This window comes from Blastococcus sp. URHD0036 (assembly GCF_000701365.1).
Classification (GTDB): Bacteria; Actinomycetota; Actinomycetes; order Mycobacteriales; family Geodermatophilaceae; genus Trujillonella.
Genome location: NZ_JNIK01000006.1, coordinates 1 through 16,392 on the forward strand (window position 1 = coordinate 1; position 16,392 = coordinate 16,392).

Annotated in this window: 15 protein-coding genes and 1 rRNA gene; 9 read left to right on the top strand and 7 right to left on the bottom strand. The window is 73.6% G+C overall.

Going from position 1 to position 16,392, the window contains the following annotated elements; genetic code table 11:
• The 3 genes from N555_RS0105760 to N555_RS0105770 all read right to left on the bottom strand — a co-directional run.
• A 16S ribosomal RNA gene (locus tag N555_RS0105760) occupies positions 1 to 199 on the bottom strand; the annotation flags it as partial.
• 360 nt (positions 200 to 559) lie between these two features.
• A complete protein-coding gene (locus tag N555_RS0105765; protein WP_029430546.1) occupies positions 560 to 1,189 on the bottom strand; it encodes an alpha-ketoglutarate-dependent dioxygenase AlkB in 630 nt (209 codons plus the stop codon).
• A gap of 55 nt (positions 1,190 to 1,244) precedes the next feature.
• Positions 1,245 to 3,470, bottom strand: coding sequence for a RecQ family ATP-dependent DNA helicase (locus N555_RS0105770; protein WP_029430547.1), 2,226 nt, complete (start codon positions 3,468 to 3,470; stop codon positions 1,245 to 1,247).
• A 72-nt stretch (positions 3,471 to 3,542) separates the two neighbouring features.
• Here N555_RS0105770 and N555_RS0105775 point away from each other — a divergent pair, with 72 nt between their 5' ends.
• The 3 genes from N555_RS0105775 (at position 3,543) to N555_RS0105785 (ending at position 6,561) form a co-directional block, all read left to right on the top strand.
• Positions 3,543 to 4,376 (top strand): PHP domain-containing protein, encoded by an 834-nt coding sequence (locus N555_RS0105775; RefSeq protein WP_029430548.1) that lies wholly within the window; start codon positions 3,543 to 3,545, stop codon positions 4,374 to 4,376.
• Positions 4,377 to 4,478: 102 nt separating this feature from the next.
• Positions 4,479 to 5,444 (top strand): carbamate kinase, encoded by a 966-nt coding sequence (locus N555_RS0105780; RefSeq protein ID WP_029430549.1) that lies wholly within the window; start codon positions 4,479 to 4,481, stop codon positions 5,442 to 5,444.
• A gap of 13 nt (positions 5,445 to 5,457) precedes the next feature.
• Positions 5,458 to 6,561 (top strand): barbiturase, encoded by a 1,104-nt coding sequence (locus N555_RS0105785; RefSeq protein WP_029430550.1) that lies wholly within the window; start codon positions 5,458 to 5,460, stop codon positions 6,559 to 6,561.
• An 88-nt stretch (positions 6,562 to 6,649) separates the two neighbouring features.
• Here N555_RS0105785 and N555_RS0105790 read toward each other — a convergent pair whose 3' ends face one another.
• Positions 6,650 to 7,072, bottom strand: a complete 423-nt coding sequence (locus tag N555_RS0105790) for an organic hydroperoxide resistance protein (protein ID WP_029430551.1) — start codon at positions 7,070 to 7,072, stop codon at positions 6,650 to 6,652.
• A 104-nt stretch (positions 7,073 to 7,176) separates the two neighbouring features.
• Here N555_RS0105790 and N555_RS0105795 point away from each other — a divergent pair, with 104 nt between their 5' ends.
• On the top strand, positions 7,177 to 7,743 hold the full coding sequence (locus N555_RS0105795) for a TetR/AcrR family transcriptional regulator (protein ID WP_197028910.1): 567 nt from the start codon (positions 7,177 to 7,179) through the stop codon (positions 7,741 to 7,743).
• A 72-nt stretch (positions 7,744 to 7,815) separates the two neighbouring features.
• Here the strand turns inward: N555_RS0105795 and rpsD are convergent, their stop codons facing one another.
• A complete protein-coding gene (rpsD, locus tag N555_RS0105800; RefSeq protein WP_029430553.1) occupies positions 7,816 to 8,418 on the bottom strand; it encodes a 30S ribosomal protein S4 in 603 nt (200 codons plus the stop codon).
• A 58-nt stretch (positions 8,419 to 8,476) separates the two neighbouring features.
• Between rpsD and N555_RS27805 the strand changes: the two genes are divergently transcribed.
• Positions 8,477 to 9,244 carry a hypothetical protein gene (locus N555_RS27805; RefSeq protein WP_051683783.1) on the top strand — a complete coding sequence of 256 codons (768 nt, stop codon included), beginning with the start codon at positions 8,477 to 8,479 and terminating at the stop codon, positions 9,242 to 9,244.
• 64 nt (positions 9,245 to 9,308) lie between these two features.
• Entirely contained in the window at positions 9,309 to 10,391 is a 1,083-nt protein-coding gene (locus tag N555_RS0105810) for a PP2C family protein-serine/threonine phosphatase (RefSeq protein ID WP_231502616.1), read from the top strand.
• Here the strand turns inward: N555_RS0105810 and N555_RS0105815 are convergent.
• Together N555_RS0105815 and N555_RS0105820 are read right to left on the bottom strand one after the other, a co-directional pair.
• Entirely contained in the window at positions 10,388 to 11,782 is a 1,395-nt protein-coding gene (locus tag N555_RS0105815; protein ID WP_029430556.1) for a YlbE family protein, read from the bottom strand. The two genes, N555_RS0105810 and N555_RS0105815, sit on opposite strands and share 4 nt — an antisense overlap.
• Positions 11,779 to 13,287, bottom strand: coding sequence for an FdrA family protein (locus tag N555_RS0105820; RefSeq protein ID WP_029430557.1), 1,509 nt, complete (start codon positions 13,285 to 13,287; stop codon positions 11,779 to 11,781). Before N555_RS0105820 ends, N555_RS0105815 begins: the two co-directional genes overlap by 4 nt.
• A 142-nt stretch (positions 13,288 to 13,429) precedes the next feature.
• Between N555_RS0105820 and N555_RS0105825 the strand changes: the two genes are divergently transcribed.
• From N555_RS0105825 to N555_RS0105835, 3 genes are read left to right on the top strand one after another with little or no spacing between them, the layout of a single operon-like run.
• On the top strand, positions 13,430 to 14,905 hold the full coding sequence (locus N555_RS0105825) for a uracil-xanthine permease family protein (RefSeq protein WP_051683784.1): 1,476 nt from the start codon (positions 13,430 to 13,432) through the stop codon (positions 14,903 to 14,905).
• Positions 14,902 to 15,780 carry an FAD binding domain-containing protein gene (locus N555_RS0105830; RefSeq protein WP_029430559.1) on the top strand — a complete coding sequence of 293 codons (879 nt, stop codon included), beginning with the start codon at positions 14,902 to 14,904 and terminating at the stop codon, positions 15,778 to 15,780. The genes N555_RS0105825 and N555_RS0105830 overlap by 4 nt, the downstream gene beginning before the upstream one ends.
• Positions 15,777 to 16,334, top strand: a complete 558-nt coding sequence (locus tag N555_RS0105835; protein ID WP_034509035.1) for a (2Fe-2S)-binding protein — start codon at positions 15,777 to 15,779, stop codon at positions 16,332 to 16,334. The genes N555_RS0105830 and N555_RS0105835 overlap by 4 nt, the downstream gene beginning before the upstream one ends.
• The last annotated feature ends 58 nt before the right edge of the window (positions 16,335 to 16,392 follow it).

The window sequence follows — 16,392 nt, forward strand, 5'->3', positions numbered from 1 at the left end:
CACCAGACCATGCGGTCAGCGGAAATATCCGGTATTAGCCCCAATTTCTTGGAGTTATCCCAGAGCTGAGGGCAGGTTGCCCACGTGTTACTCACCCGTTCGCCACTGATCCCCCACCGAAGCGGGTTCACCGTTCGACTTGCATGTGTTAAGCACGCCGCCAGCGTTCGTCCTGAGCCAGGATCAAACTCTCCGTAGATGATTTGATCACGGCTGAGAACCGCGAGCTGACACTCGCGGAATCAATCAACCAAAGGAATCCCAGCACCATCCAACCCAAAGGGACGAACAGTGCACGGGGTATTACTTGGCACTGACTTTCGGCACGCTGTTGAGTTCTCAAGGAACGGACGCGCTCGTACTCGGGCCTTTGCAGGCATTCGTTCGAGGCGGTGTTCTCAATGTACCCCACGCTCCGCAACAGTGGACCCTCGGGGGGCGCTTCCGGCGGTTGACCGGGCTGGAGGCCCGGTCCGTTCTCGCGTGGTGCAGGGAGAACCATACACGCCTCCGAGGGGGTCGTGCAGGGGGGTCCCCGGAGGGTGTCGGAGGACCCCGATCAGAGCACCCCGCGCGGCCGGAACTGGACGCTGACCCGCGGTCCGACGGGCTTCGACGTCTTGGGGATGCAGTGCTCCCACGTGCGCTGGCAGGAGCCGCCCATCACCACGAGGTCGCCGTGCCCGACCGGGAAGCGGAGGCTCTCGCCGCCACCGACGGGCCGGAGCATCAGCGGGCGCGGCGAGCCGAAGGACACGATCGCGACCATGGTGTCGGCCGACCGGGCACGGCCCAGGCGGTCCCCGTGCCACGCCACGCTGTCGCGGCCGTCGCGGTACAGGCACATGCCGGCGCTGACGAACGGCTCACCAAGTTCGGGGCCGTAGTGCTCGGTCAGGGCCGTGCGCGCCTCGGCGATCAGCGGGTGCGGGAGCGTCTCGTCGACCCCGTACCAGCGCAGCAGCCGCGGGACGGCGACCTCGCGTTCGTACATCTGCCGCCGGTCGGCCCGCCAGCCGATGTCCCCGAGCAGGACCTCGAGCACCGACTCCGACCCGGTGACCCATCCCGGCAGGTGGTCCACCCAGGCGCCGCGGCTCAGCGGATGGCGCTCCACCGCGCCGGCCAGCGGCGTGAGGGCGGCCTCCTCCGCCAGGTCCCACATCGACGGCTGGTGCGCGAGCGACATGGTGGAAGACTAGCCCGGGTTTCGCACAGCTGTTCGAAAACCTGTGGACAACCGATCAGGCGGCGAGCGCCAACGCGAAGGGCAGGACACGAGAGGCCCCGGCGAGACGGAGTTCGCGGCCGGCGACCGTCATGGTCCAGCGCGAGTCGGCCAGGTCGTCGACCAGCAGTACGGGGACCGGCCCCAGCTGGTCGAGTCGCTCCCGCAGCTCGGGCCCGACCACGATGCGCTGCCAGACCCCGGCCAGGCGGAAGGCGCTGTTGCCGCCCGCGCCTCCGCTGGGTCCGCCGGAGGCCAGGGAGAGCTCACCCAGGTACGGCAGCCGACCCAGCCGGGCGAGGCCCTCGGCCAGTCCGGTCACCAACCGGGGCCGGCGCCGGGAGGGGATCGCCACGACCGCGGCCGGCCGTTCCGCCCAGTCCCAGGCCCCCAGCACCCGCCCGCACGCGCGGAGCAGCTCGTCGTCCGGCGGGACGTCGCTGATCGACCGCTGGACGGGCACGTCGAAGGCGGCGTCCGGGTCCTCCTCGATGCCCGGCGCCTCCAGGTCCAGCACGACGGTTCCGCCCACGCCGTCGTCCCCCAGGAGCGTGCGCAGCCGCTGACCCCAGCCGAGGTCGGTGAGCCGGGCGACGGCCCGGCCCGGGTCGAGCTGCTCGGCCGGGCTGATCTTGCCCTTCACGGTCACGCCGAGCCGGTCGGCGCCGGTTGGCCACTGGGCCCTGGGCGGCAGCTCGACGCCGGGGCGGTCGAGCGCGGCGGAGGCCGCGTCCGCGGCACCGGAGGGGATGTCGGTGGGGTACCAGGGCCCGGCGCAGACGTCGCAGCGACCGCACGGCGCCGCGGTCGGGTCGTCGAGGGCCTCCTGCAGGAACGCCATCCGGCACTGCGCCTCGTCGACCGGCCGGGCGTAGGTGATCATCGACCGCTGCTCGGCCTCCCGGGTGCGCGCCACCCGGGCGTACCGGTCGGCGTCGTAGACCCACGGGACGCCGGTCGACCGCCATCCGCCCTGGACCCGCTCGACCGCGCCGTCGACGGCGAGCACCTTGAGCAGCAGCTCGAGCCGGGACCGGCGCACGTCGGCCACCGTCTCCAGCCGGGCCACGGACCAGGCCTTGCCGTCGGCCATCGCGGTGAGGACGGCGGCCGCGTGGTCCTCCCGCGGCATCGACGAGGTGGCGAACCACTGCCAGATGGCGAGGTCCTCCGGGCCGGGGAGCAGCAGCACGTCGGCGTGCTCGACGGCGCGGCCCGCGCGGCCCACCTGCTGGTAGTAGCTGACCGGCGACGAGGGCGCCCCGAGGTGGACGACGAACCCGAGGTCGGGCTTGTCGAAGCCCATGCCGAGCGCGGAGGTGGCGACCAGCGCCTTGACCCGGTTCTCCCGCAGGGCCTCCTCGGCGTCCTTGCGGTCGGCGTCGTCCAGCCGCCCGGTGTAGGACCGCACCTCGTGGCCGGCGTCGCGCAGCAGGGACGCCGTCTCCTCGGCCGCCGCCACGGTCAGCGTGTAGACGATGCCGCTGCCCGGCAGGTCGCCCAGGTGCGCGGCGAGCCAGGCCAGGCGGGCGCGGTCGGTCGGCAGCCGCAGCACGCCCAGGCGCAGCGAGTCGCGGGCCAGCGGGCCGCGGACGGTGGTGACCTCCACGCCACCGACACCCAGCTGCTCGGCGACGTCGGCCACCACCCGCTCGTTCGCCGTGGCGGTGGTGGCCAGCACCGGCGTGCCGGCGGGCAGCGTGCCCAGCAGGTCGCGGATGCGCCGGTAGTCGGGGCGGAAGTCGTGGCCCCAGTCGGAGACGCAGTGCGCCTCGTCGACGACGACCAGGCCGCAGCGGGCGACCAGGCCCGGCAGCTGCTCCTCGCGGAAGCGGGGGTTGGTGAGCCGCTCCGGGGAGACCAACAGGACGTCGACGTCGTCGGCGGCGAGCCGGGCGGCGATGTCGTCCCACTCCGTCACGTTCGAGCTGGAGATCTCCACGGCACGGATGCCGGCGCGGGAGGCGGCGGTGACCTGGTCGCGCATCAGCGCGAGCAGGGGGCTGACCAGCAGCGTGGGGCCGGCGCCGCGGCGGCGCAGGAGCGCGGTGGAGACGAAGTAGACCGCCGACTTCCCCCAGCCGGTGCGCTGCACGACCAGCGCGCGCTGGGACCGCTCGACGAGGGCGGTGACGGCGGTGTCCTGCCCGTCGCGGAACTCCGCGTCGGGGCGGCCGGTGAGCTCGCGGAGGATCTCGAGCGCCTCGGCGGCCACCTCGGACGTCGGCAGGGCGGTGGTCATGGGCCCGACAGTAGGCACCTCCGCCGACATCCCGCGGCCCCCTGTGGAGAGCGACGCGGGAGTATGGGGGCGATGCCACAGGACCAGTCACTCCCGCCGGACAACCACGTCCACACGCACTGGTCGTGGGACACCGCCTCCACCTCCACGATGGCGCGCGCCTGTGAGCGGGCGATCGCCCTCGGGCTGCCGGCGGTCGCGTTCACCGAGCACCTGGACTTCACCGTCTGGGACCCCGACGACCGCGCCACCGACGAGGGACTCGTCGAGCGGCACGCCTCCCGGCACGCAGAGATCGACGTCGAGGGCTACTTCGCCGAGCTCGCGGAGGTGCGCGCCCGCTTCCCGGAGCTGCGCATCCTGTCCGGGGTCGAGGCGGGCGAGCCGCACCTCTTCGGCGCCAGCATCGCCGCCCACCTGCGCAACGGGCCGGTCGACCGGGTGCTCGGCTCCCTGCACTCCCTGCCGGAGGGCGGGCGGCTCTACGGCGTCGGCCACCTGCTGTGGGAGGACTCCGACGGCACGATGCGCCGCTACCTCGCCGAGGTCGTCGACATGATCGAGAGCAGCGACGTCTTCCAGGTCCTCGCGCACGTGGACTTCCCGCGCCGGTACTGGCCCGGCGGCACGCACCGGTACGCGGAGAAGGACTACGAGGAGGAGTACCGGGCGGTCTTCCGGGCCCTGGCGCAGACCGGCCGCGCGCTCGAGGTGAACACCAGCAGCCCGCTGGCCTCGGTGGACCAGGTGCGCTGGTTCCACGAGGAGGGTGGCGAGGCGATCAGCTTCGGCAGCGACGGGCACCAGCCGGCCGCCGTCGGCCAGCGGTTCGACCTCGCCGTGGACGTCGTCGAGGCGGCGGGCTTCCGGCCCGGCCGGGACCCGTTCGACTTCTGGCGCCGCTGATGAAGGACCTCCCTGCCCCCCACCACTCGCAAGCTCGTGGCGGGCCCCTGCACGGTGGCCGAGTACTTCAGCGCTGAGGTATTCGGGGCTAGGGTCGCCGGGGTGACCCTCCCCCGCCGCGCCGTCGTCGCGCTCGGGGGCAACGCGATGACCGGCCCGGACGGCTCCGCCACCCCCGCCGCCCAGCAGGCTGCGCTGCGCGTCGCCGCTGGCCACGTCGCCGAGCTGGTCGCCGCCGGCGTCGAGGTCGTCGTCACCCACGGCAACGGCCCGCAGGTGGGCAACCTGCTGGTGAAGAACGAGCTGGCCGCACACGAGGTCCCGCCCGTCCCGCTGGACTGGAACGTCGCCCAGACGCAGGCGACCATCGGGTTCACGCTCGCCGACGAGCTGGACGCCGCCCTCGCGGCCCGCGGACTCCCCCAGCGGACCGCCGCCCTCGTCACCCGCACGCTCGTCGACCCCGCCGACCCGGGTCTCCGCACGCCGTCGAAGCCGGTCGGCCGCTTCCTCCCCCACGAGCACGCCCAGCGGCTCATCGCGCTCGGCCAGACCTGGGAGGACCGCGGGCCCCGCGGCTGGCGGCGGATCGTCGCCTCGCCCGAGCCGCGGGCGGTCGTGGACTACCCGGCGGTGCACGCGCTCGTCGCCGCCGGCTTCGTCGTCGTCTGCGCCGGCGGCGGCGGCATCCCGGTGGTGGCGGACGACGGCAACGACCCCACCCACCCGGCGCTGCGAGGCGTCGAGGCGGTCATCGACAAGGACCTGACCGCGGCGGTGCTCGCCCGTGACGTCGACGCGGACGTCCTGGTCCTCGCCACCGACGTCCCGAACGTCATGGTCGGCTTCGGCACGCCGTCCGCCCGTCCGCTCGGCCGCGTCACGCCCGCCGAGCTGCGCTCGCTCGCCGCGGCCGGCGAGTTCGCCGGCGGGAGCATGGGCCCCAAGGTCGAGGCGGCCCTGCGCTTCATCGGAGGAGGCGGCGGCCGCGCCGTCGTCACCACGCTCGAGTCCATCACCGACGCCGTCACCGGGGACGACGTCGGCACCGTCCTGACAGCTCACTGAGAAGAGGAACCCCGTGCCCGCACCGATCGAGGTCCGCAAGGTCCCGCTGCACAACGTCAGCGACGCCTCCGAGCTGGCGAAGCTCATCGACGAGGGCGTCATGGAGGCCGACCGGGTGGTCGCCGTCATCGGCAAGACCGAGGGCAACGGCGGCGTCAACGACTACACCCGGATCATCGCCGACCGCGCCTTCCGCGAGGTCCTGCTCGAGAAGGGCAGCCGGTCGAAGGAGGAGGTCGGGGAGATCCCGATCGTCTGGTCCGGCGGCACGGACGGCGTCATCAGCCCGCACGCGACGATCTTCGCCACCCTCCCCGAGGACGCGGTGGAGAAGACCGACGAGCCGCGGCTGACCGTCGGCTACGCGATGAGCGACGTGCTGCTGCCCGAGGACATCGGCCGCATCGCGATGGTGGAGAAGGTCGCCGCCGGCGTGCGCACGGCGATGGAGGCCGCGGGGATCACCGACCCGGCCGACGTCCACTACGTGCAGACCAAGACGCCGCTGCTGACGATCGAGACCATCCGCGAGGCGAAGTCCCGCGGTCAGGAGACGTACTACGACGAGCCGCACGGCTCGATGGACCTCTCCAACGGGACGACGGCGCTGGGCATCGCGGTCGCGCTCGGCGAGATCGAGATGCCGGAGCAGAAGCAGGTCATGCGCGACCTCTCGCTGTTCAGCGCGGTCGCCTCGTGCTCGTCGGGCGTGGAGCTGGACCGGGCGCAGATCGTCGTCGTCGGCAACGCCCGCGGGCACGGCGGCGCCTACCGGATCGGCCACTCGGTGATGACGGACGCCCTGGACCAGGACGGCATCTGGAACGCCATCCGCGAGGCCGGCCTCGACCTGCCCGAGCGGCCACGCACCAGCGACCTCGGCGACCGGCTGGTCAACGTCTTCCTCAAGTGCGAGGCCGACCCGACCGGCTACGTGCGCGGCCGGCGCAACGCGATGCTCGACGACTCCGACGTCTTCTGGCACCGGCAGATCAAGGCGACCGTCGGCGGGGTCGCGGCGTCGGTGACCGGCGACCCGGCGGTGTTCGTCTCGGTGGCCGCGGTGCACCAGGGCCCCTCGGGCGGCGGCCCGGTCGCCGCGATCGTCAAGGCCTGAGGCGGCGGCCAGCTGCCGCACGCACTGTGCGCTGAGTGCCCGTTCCCCGGCCGGACCGGGCACTCAGCGCACACTGCTCGTAGTGCGCTCAGGCGACGGTGGCCGTCAGCGTGACCGGGACGTTGCCCCGGGTGGCGTTGGAGTAGGGGCAGACCTGGTGGGCGGCCTCGACGAGCTCGTCGGCGGCGGCCTGGTCGATGCCGCCGAGCTCGACCTCGAGGGCGACGGCGAGCCCGAAGCCACCGGAGTCGTTCGCGCCGATGCCGACCTCGGCCGTGACGGCGGAGTCGGTGATCGGGAGCTTCTTCTGGCCGGCGACGAGCTTCAGCGCCGAGTGGAAGCAGGCGGCGTACCCGGCGGCGAACAGCTGCTCGGGGTTGGTCGCCCCGCCGGCGCCACCCATCTCCTTCGGGATGGCGAGGTCGACGTCGACGATCCCGTCGGAGCTGCGGGCGTGGCCGTTACGGCCGTCGCCCGAGGCGGTGGCGACGGCGGTGTAGATGGCGTCCATAAGGGCTCCTCGGCAGTAGGGAGAACGGTCGTTCTGCCTCCACTCGACCACAGGCACTGCCGCGATGCAAGACGGAACGTTCGTTCTCCCCTAGGATGGACGACGTGACCGCCCCTCCCCGCCCCTCGGCCGCCCGCGAGCGCCTGCTGCGCACGGCCGCCGAGCTCTTCTACGCGGAGGGGCTGCACACGGTCGGCGTCGACCGGATCGTCGGCGCCGCGGGGATCACGCGGGCGACCTTCTACCGGCACTTCCCCGGCAAGGAGGACCTCGTCGTCGCCTACCTGCGCGGGGTCGACGACGCCGTCCGCGAGTACGTCGGCGGCGCTCCGGACGACGCGGCGGCGGCCGTCGCCCAGCTGCGGCGGCTCACCGAGGCGATCGGCAACGAGCTGTGCCGGCCCGGCTTCCGCGGCTGCCCGTTCATCAACGCCGCCGCCGAGCACCCCGACCCGGCCGACCCGGTGCACCGCGCCGTCGCCGTCCACCGTGCGTGGCTCACCGAGACGGTCACCCGCGCCTACCGGACCGCCGGGCACGCCGACCCCGAGGAGGCGACCCGGCGGTTCGTGATGCTGCGCGACGGCGCGATGGTGGCCGGCTACCTCGGCGACGCCGAGGCGGCCCGGACCACCCTCACCGCCGGCGCCGAGGACCTGCTCCCGGCCTGATGCTGCGAGCGATGTGCGCTGGGTGACCACTCCCGCGGCGGAACGGTCCTCAGGCGCACAGCGCTCGGCACCTCACCGGGAGTAGTACTCCACGACCAGCTGCTCCTCGCAGATCACCGGGATCTCCTCGCGGGACGGCGTCCGCTCCACCCGGGCCACGAGGTCGGTGAGCCGGACCTCGAGGTAGGACGGCGGCTCGGCATGCGCACCCGACGCGGCGACGACGAACGGCTCCTTGGTCCGCGACCGCTCGGCGATCTGCAGGAAGTCCCCGGGCTTGAGCCGGTACGAGGGCCGGTCGACGCGGCGCCCGTTGACGAGGACGTGCTGGTGCGTGACGAACTGCCGCGCCTGGTAGATCGTGCGGGCGAAGCCGGCCCGCAGCACCGTGGCGTCCAGCCGCGACTCGAGGTCCTGGATCAGCGCCTCGCCGGTCTTGCCGCCGGTCCGCCTCGCCCGGTCGAAGGCCCGCCGCAGCTGCGTCTCGCTGACGTCGTACTGCGCGCGCAGCCGCTGCTTCTCCAGCAACCGGGTCGAGTAGTCGCTCGGCGTCTTCCGCTTGCGGCCGTGCTCGCCCGGCGGATACGGACGGCGCTCGAAGTAGGCCACGGCCTTCGGGGTCAGCGGCATCCCCAGCCGGCGGCTCAGCCGGATCTTGGGACGAGGTGTGTTCACGGAGCCTCCAGTTTGGTTAGGCTCACCTTACTACCGGACGACAGTCGCGAGGGCAGCCATGACCGCACGTCGATCGACCCGTACCTCCCCGCGGCTGGGCGCCGAGGCCCCGACCGACGCCGAGCGCGCCCGGACCGTCGCCACCTGCTCGGCGGCCTGGGTGCACACCCTCGGCCAGGGCACCGCGCCGCTGCTGGCCGCGACCACCACCGCGGCCGGCGACGTGCTGCTCGTCGTCCCGCGCTCCGGTGGCCTCGCCGCCGCCGTCCGCCGCTCGCCGCTCGGTGACCTGCCGGCCCGGCTGACCGTCACCCGCCGCACCGCCCTCCCGCTGCGCGACCCGGTGCGCGGTCAGCTGGAGCTGGTCGGCTGGCTGTCGCCGGTGCCCCCGGCCGAGGAAGCGCGGCTGGTGCTCGACTTCGCCGACGCGTGCTCCGCCGACGTCCTCCTCGACGTGGGCCTGACCGCCTGCCTGCTGCGACTGGAGGTGGCCGAGGTGCTGCTGGAGGAGGGTGGGACCTGCACCTCGATCGAGCCGGAGGAGTTCGCCGCGGCCCGCCCCGACCCGCTGGCGGCCGACGAGGTGGACCTCCTCGGCGAGCACGCCCACCCCCTGGCCGAGCTGTGCGCCCGCGTGCGGCTCTGGGCCGGGGAGGACGACGGCGTGCACCTGCTGGGCGTCGACCGGTTCGGCGTCCTCTTCCGCGTGGAGTGCCCCCGCTCCCACTACGACCTGCGCGTCCCGTTCCCGGCCGCGGCCGCCGACCGGACGGCGTTCGGGTCGGCGCTGGGCGAGCTGCTGGACTGCGCTCGCGCCCAGGCGTGAGTCCGCCGCCCGGCTAGGGTCGAGCGGGACAGGACCGCACGGTCGGCCGGACGAGGGGCGCCCAGTGAACCGACCTGCCGTGACGGCCCACGCGCTGCCCCTGGCGACGCTGGCCGCCGTGGTCGTGACGGACCTCCTCATCGGCCGCGAGCAGGTGCTGATCAGCCTGGTGGCCATCGCGCCGATGGTCGCGGCGACCGCGCTCGGCCGCCGGGCGACCGCCGGCTACGGCGTCGCCGCCGTGGTCACCGCGGCCGTGCTGGGCGTGTACGACCAGCAGTACACCGAGACCACCGTGGTGGCGCAGATCGCCCGCATCGTCGGCGTGACCGCTGGTGGGGTCGCGGCCGTCGCCGCCTGCACGCTCCGCCAGCGCCGCGAGGCGCAGACCAGGCGGCTCGTGGCGGAGCAGGCCGCCGACCGCGCCGTCCTGGAGCTGGCCGAGACGCTGCAGCGGAGCCTCCTCACCGAGCCGCCGACGCTGGAGCGGCTGACGACGGCGGTGCGCTACCGGCCGGCCACGGTCGGCGCGCACGTCGGCGGCGACTGGTACGACGCCTTCGCCGTTCCCGACGGGACGACGATGCTGGTCATCGGCGACGTCGAGGGTCACGACGCCCGCGCCGCGGCGACGATGGCGCAGGCCCGGGGGATGCTCCGCGGGCTGGCGCAGTCGGTGGTCGGATCGCCCGCCGCCGTGCTGTCGGCCCTGGACCGGGCGCTGCTCGACCTCGACGTCGAGGCGCTGGTGACGATCACCGTCGCCACGCTGGACGAGCGCGCCCCGGCCGGAGCCGTGGAGCTGCGCTGGTCCAACGCCGGCCACCCCCCACCGGTGCTGGTCGGTGCCGACGGCAGCGCCGGCCTGCTGGCCCGGCCGGTCGACCGGCTGTTGGGACTGGACGAGGCCGGGCCCCGGTACGACCACGAGCTGCTGCTCACGCCCGGCGACACCCTGCTTCTCTACACCGACGGCCTGGTCGAGCGCCGGGACGCACCCCTGGACGACGGTCTCGCGTCGCTCGTCGACCGCCTGCGCGGCTCGAGCGCCCGACCGCTGGAGGACGTCTGCGACTCCCTCGTCGCAGAGCTCGGCGGGCAGGCCGACGACGACGTCGCCGTGATGGCGCTGCGGGTACGGGTTTAGCGAACCTCGGCGGCGAGCGCGGTCAGTGCCTGCTCGAAGCACTCCCGCGGCGGCTGCACCAGCCCGGCGCCCACCTGGCCGGTGCCGGCGACCCGGCCCGCCATGCCGGTGTTGATCTGCGGCAGCCACCCGGTGCGCGCCACGGAGACGACGTCGATGCCGGTCGGCGACCCGCGGAAGCCGAGGATCGGGATCGCCATGGCCGGGTTCTCGGCGAGCGTGAGCTGGTACATCCGCTCGGTCGTGGCCAGGGCGTCGGGCACCGTGCCGCCGACGAACCGGACGATCGCCGGCGCCGCGGCCATGGAGAACCCGCCGACGCCGTAGGTCTCCATGATGGCGGAGTCGCCGATGTCGGGGTTCGCGTCGTCGGGCCCGTAGTCGCCGAGGTACAGCCCGACCGGGGTCTGCGCGGGGCCGGTGAACCAGCGGTCGCCGGTGCCGGCGGTCTGGATGCCGAACTCGGTGCCGTTGCGGGCCATGACCGTGACCATGGTCGAGCCGGGGACGTCGCGGGCGGCATCCATCGCCAGCTTCGCCGTCGGCATGCCGAGGTTGAGGAAGAAGTGCTCGTTGCCGCCGATGAAGCGCAGCACCGCGGCGATGTCGGACGACGCCGCGTCCACCTCCACGACCGCGGGCGAGAGCTCGCGCAGCGCCATCAGGGACCCGGCGCGGTTGCGGTTGTGCCCCTCGTCGCCCATCTGCAGCATCTGCGCGAGCACGGCCTTGACGTCGAGCGGGTCGCTCATCGACCGCACGGCCGCGGCGAGCACCGGCCCCAGCACCTCGCGCATCCAGGCCAGCCGGGTGAGCACCTCGTCGTTGAAAGCGCCCATCCGCAGCACCTTGCCCAGGCCCTCGTTGAGGTTGCAGTAGGCCTTCCCGCCCTGGACCGGGTCCTCGAGGCACCACATCCACATGGACGGCGACGTGACCCCGGCCATCGGGCCGACCGCGGAGTGGTGGTGGCACGGGTCGAGGGCGATCTCGCCGGCGGCCAGCAGCCGCTCGGCCTCCGCCACCGTGGACGCCCAGCCCTCGAACAGGGTGGCCCCGATCAGCCCGCCGCGGAGGGGGCCGCTGGCGTCGGCCCAGGTGATCGGCGGTCCGGCGTGCAGGATCGTGCGGTCGGTCAGTCCGAGGACCTCGCGCGCCGGGCGGACGTCGGTGAGCACCGAGCCCGCGGCCAGCACCCGCTCGACCGCCGTCCGGTTGGCCGTGCCCCGGCGCGGGTCCAGGACCAGCGCGGCGAGGTCGGCCGCGTCGCCGAAGCCCGGCGGCCGCCAGTCGACGTCGTGCACCTCGGCGCCCTGGGCGCGCAGCGCGTCGGAGAAGACGTCGACGCCGGCGGCGACGACGGCGGGCGGTCCGGAGAGCAGCGGGTTCACCGCGCGCCTCCCAGCAGGTCGAGGGCGAACCGGGTGGCCTGCGCGTTGGAGGCGAAGACGTGCGCGCCGGCCGCGGCGAGGGCATCGGCCTGGCGGCTCCAGCCCTGCGGATCGGCCTCGGTGCCGATCAGCGCGACGACCACCGGCAGCGGACCGGCCCGCCGGGCGGCGGTCAGCGTCGGCACGAGGGCGTGGGTCGGGTCCGGGTCGGCGCCGTACCCGAGGACGACGTCGAGCAGCAGGACGGCGGGCTCGCGACGGGCGGCGAGGTTGCTGATCGCCTCGAGCCGCAGGGTCGGGTCGATCATCGGGTGCGCGCGGCCGACGGTGAGCGCGTCGTCGCCGAAGTCCACGACCACGTGGCCAGAGGCGGCAAGGTTGGGGGCCGAACCAGAAGAGTCGAAACGGTCCGTCCCGAGGTCGAGGTCGGGGCGCAGTGGCGTGTTCGAGCGGACGTCGCCGAGCACCGGGGCGGCCAGGAGCATCGCCTCGTCGGCCAGCGTGCCGCCGGAGTAGAAGCCCTTGAGGACGGCGCCCGGGGCGGCCTGCACCTCGGACCCGCTCCGCGACGGCCACGCCGGCACCGCGACGCCGAGGTCGCCGAGCAGCGCCTCGACCGCGGCGGTGAGGTCGGGCGACTCGGCGCTCAGCGCGGCGGACCGGACCGGGGTGGAGAGGCCGGCCGCCACCTCGGCGACGCGCGCGGCGACCGAGGGCGCGGGGGGCTTGGACACCAGCAGCACCCGCTCGGTCGCCGGGTCGTCGTCCAGCATCGCCAGCGCGTCCAGGGTCGCGAGCCCGCCGACGGCCTCGGAGAGGTCCCGGCCACCGACGCCGAGGACGTGCGAGACGCCGACCCGGGCGATGTCGAGCAGACAGGAGACCTGCTGCGCGCCGGTGCCGCTCGCTGCGACCAGGCCCACCGGCCCCGGGCGGACGACGTTGGCGAAGCCGAGGGCGAGGCCCGAGACGATCGCCGTTCCGCAGTCGGGCCCCATGACGAGGACGCCGGCGTCGTGCGCGGCGCGCTTGAGCGCGACCTCGTGCTCGACGGGCACGCCGTCGGAGAAGACGAGCACGCTCTGGCCGGCGGCGATGGCGTCGGCTGCCTCGGCGACGGCGTACTGGCCGGGCACGCTGACGATGGCCAGGGCCGGGCCGTCGAGCGCGTCGAGGCCCGCGCCGACGGTGCGCACGGGCACGGTCTGTGCCGACGCCGTACTCCGCTGCCGCTCGGCCAGGGCGGTGTCGACGGCGGCGACCGCGGCGGCCAGCGCGTCGTCGTCGTCCGCCCGGATCGCGACGAGGAGCTGCTCCGGGGTGGCCGGCTCCTCGGGTGCCAGACCCATCCCCTGGGCCAGCTCCACGTTGAGCGGCGTGGCCATCGCGACGAGCACCGCGGTGACGCCGTCACGGGTGCCGATGTCGCGGCTGACCTGCATCAGCCGGACCGAGTCGGCATACACGCCGCTGCGTAGTGAGACGTGCCGGGACGGGGCGTTCACGGTTCCGGACGCTACCGCCGGAACTTCCTCAGCGGTGAGACATCCGGGGAATAACGATTTAGCGGTGAGGCACTTCCGCAGCCCCGCCATGCGGTGTCAGATGGGGCACCCCCATGGGATCGAGTGCCTCGAGGAGCCCCGCATGGCCTTCACCTGGAAGCTCTACGGAGACGGGAAAACGCCCCCGCTGGGCGAGGCGGTGGCACCCGACGAGCGCCTGACGTGGCCCCGCACGATCGGCATCGGCGCGCAGCACGTCGTCGCGATGTTCGGCGCCACGTTCGTCTTCCCGCTGATCATGGGGCTGGACGCCAACCTCGCGATCATGATGAGCGGGGTCGCGACGATCCTGTTCCTGCTCATCGTCCGGAACCGCGTCCCCAGCTATCTCGGCACCAGTGCGGCGTTCGTCGGCGGTGTCGCGGCGATCCGGACCAACGGCGGGGACTCGTCCGACGTGGTCGGGGCGATCCTGGTCGCCGGCGTCGTCCTCGCCCTGGTCGGCGTGCTGATCCACTTCGCCGGCCTCGGGGTGATCAACAAGGTCCTGCCACCGGCGGTCACCGGCGCGGTCGTCATGCTCATCGGCTTCAACCTCGCCCCGGTCGCGGCCAAGACCTACTGGCCGCAGGACCAGTGGGTGGCGCTGGCGACGATGACCTTCGTCATCGTCGCCTCCCTGGCGCTGCGCGGCTTCATCGCCCGCATCGCGATCCTGCTCGGCCTCGTGTTCGGCTACCTGCTCTCGGTGCTGCTGGACGCCACGGCCGGACAGATCACGTCGTTCGACCCGAACACCGGCGGGGACACCACCCGCGACCGGATCAACTTCGACAGCGTCGGCGACGCCGACTGGATCGGGACGCCGGACTTCACCGCGCCGCACTTCTCGGTGAAGTTCAGCCTCCTGGTGCTGCCCGCCGTCATCGCGCTGGTCGCGGAGAACGTCGGTCACGTGAAGGCCGTCGCGGAGATGACCAAGCGCGACCTCGACCCGATGATGGGCCGCGCCGTCGCCGCAGACGGGATCGCGACCGTCATCGCCTCCTCGGTCGGCGGCTCCCCCACGACGACCTACGCCGAGAACATCGGCGTCATGGCCGCGACGCGCGTCTACTCGACCGCGGCGTACTACGTGGCCGCGATCGTGGCGATCCTGCTCGGCCTGTGCCCGAAGTTCGGCGCGCTGATCAACATCGTCCCGGGTGGAGTGCTCGGCGGCATCACCGTCGTCCTCTACGGGATGATCGGCCTGCTGGGCGCCAAGATCTGGAAGGAGAACCGGGTCGACTTCGCCAACCCGATCAACCTCGTGCCGCTCGCGGCCGGGATCATCATCGGGATCGGTGACGTCACCCTGGAGTTCTCCGACGACTTCTCCCTGAGCGGGATCGCGCTCGGCTCGATCGTCGCCGTCGCCTTCTGGCACCTGGCCAAGGCGCTGGCACCCGCGGACATGCGGGAGGCGCTGACCCGGGAGGGCACGCACCCGGCCGCCGCCTCGACGCTCGGCCACGGCGCGGATCTCGGCGGGTCGGACCCGTCCTCGCTCGACGAGCTGGAGGCCGGGCGTGCGAGCACCCGGCGCGACGGCACGACGGGCACGCGCGAGAGGTGAAGCCCGCCCCCTTCCGGTACGCCGACCCCGGCTCCCTCGACGAGGCACTCGACGTCCTCGTCGCCGAGGGAGCGGGCGCCAAGGTGCTCGCCGGTGGCCAGTCGCTGATCCCGCTGCTCTCGATGCGGCTCGCGGCGCCGGCCACGCTGGTGGACATCAACCGGGTGCCCGACCTCGACACCGTCGAGGCCACCGGGGACGGCGTCCGGGTGGGGGCACTGGTCCGGCACGTGGGGCTCCTGCACGACGCCGCCGCCGCCCGGGTGCAGCCGCTGCTGGCCCGGGCGACGGCGAACGTCGCGCACCCCGCGATCCGGAACCGCGGGACGACGGTCGGCTCGATCGCGCACGCCGATCCGTCCGGCGAGATGACCGCGGTGCTGGCGCTGACCGGCGGCTCGGTGACGGTGGCGACGCCCTCCGGCCGCTCGACGGTGGGCTGGCGGGACCTCTTCGTGGGGCCGCTGGAGACCTCGGTGCACGGCCCGGCGATCGTGGTCGACGCCTTCTTCCCCGCGCTGCCGCCACGCTCGGGGACGGCGTTCGCGGAGATCTCGCGGCGCAAGGGCGACTATGCGGTCTGCGGCGCGGGCGTCGTCGTCACGCTGTCCGAGAACGGGACCGTCTCCGCCGTGCGCGCCTCCTACCTGTCCGTCGGGCTGGTGCCCGAGGTGTACGACCTGACCGACGCGGTGAACGGCCAGGCTGCCGACTCCGCGGACTGGGCCGCGGCCGGCGAGCTGGCCCGCACGCTCGTGGACCCGGACGGCGACCTGCACGCCAGCGCCGACTACCGGCGGCTGCTCGTCGGGGTGCTGACCGAGCGGACACTCGCAGAGGCCGCCGCCGAAGCCGTTCTGAGGAGTGCCGCATGACGTCGGTCGACACCGAGCGCTCGATCACCGTCACGGTCAACGGGGTTCCACGTGAAGCAACGCTGCCGGTGCGGCGGCTGCTGTCGGACGCGCTGCGGCACGACCTCGGGCTGACCGGCACCCACGTGGGCTGCGAGCACGGGGTCTGCGGGGCGTGCACGGTGCTGGTCGACGGGCAGCCGATGCGGTCGTGCCTCGTGCTCGCGGTCCAGGTCGACGGCGCCTCCGTCACCACGGTGGAGGGCCTCGCGCGCGACGACCACCAGGGCGGGCAGGTGCTGCACCCGGTCCAGGAGACGTTCCGCGAGTGCCACGCGCTGCAGTGCGGCTTCTGCACGCCGGGCTTCCTGGTCACGATCGCGGCCGGGCTCGAGGCGCGGGACAAGGCTGCGGAGATCACGGAGGAGGAGGTCGACGAGATCGTCGGCGGCAACCTCTGCCGGTGCACGGGCTACGCCAACATCAAGAAGGCCGTCCGGCACGCGGCCGCGGCGATGCGCCCCACGGGAGCCGACCACACCGGCCACTTCGGCGGCGGGGACGGCGCCTGGTGACCGCTCCCCTGCGCGGCATGGGATCCCATACCCCCGTATCCGCGCCTCTGACGTGGGC

Excerpts from the sequence above, each read along its gene's own strand:
- N555_RS0105775 (WP_029430548.1), top strand. The coding sequence starts at position 3,543 with ATGCCACAGGACCAGTCACTCCCGCCGGACAACCACGTCCACACGCAC.
- N555_RS0105825 (WP_051683784.1), top strand. The coding sequence starts at position 13,430 with ATGGCCTTCACCTGGAAGCTCTACGGAGACGGGAAAACGCCCCCGCTG.
- N555_RS0105790 (WP_029430551.1), bottom strand. The coding sequence starts at position 7,072 with ATGGACGCCATCTACACCGCCGTCGCCACCGCCTCGGGCGACGGCCGT.
- N555_RS0105835 (WP_034509035.1), top strand. The coding sequence starts at position 15,777 with ATGACGTCGGTCGACACCGAGCGCTCGATCACCGTCACGGTCAACGGG.
- N555_RS0105765 (WP_029430546.1), bottom strand. The coding sequence starts at position 1,189 with ATGTCGCTCGCGCACCAGCCGTCGATGTGGGACCTGGCGGAGGAGGCC.
- N555_RS27805 (WP_051683783.1), top strand. The coding sequence starts at position 8,477 with ATGACCGCACGTCGATCGACCCGTACCTCCCCGCGGCTGGGCGCCGAG.
- N555_RS0105770 (WP_029430547.1), bottom strand. The coding sequence starts at position 3,470 with ATGACCACCGCCCTGCCGACGTCCGAGGTGGCCGCCGAGGCGCTCGAG.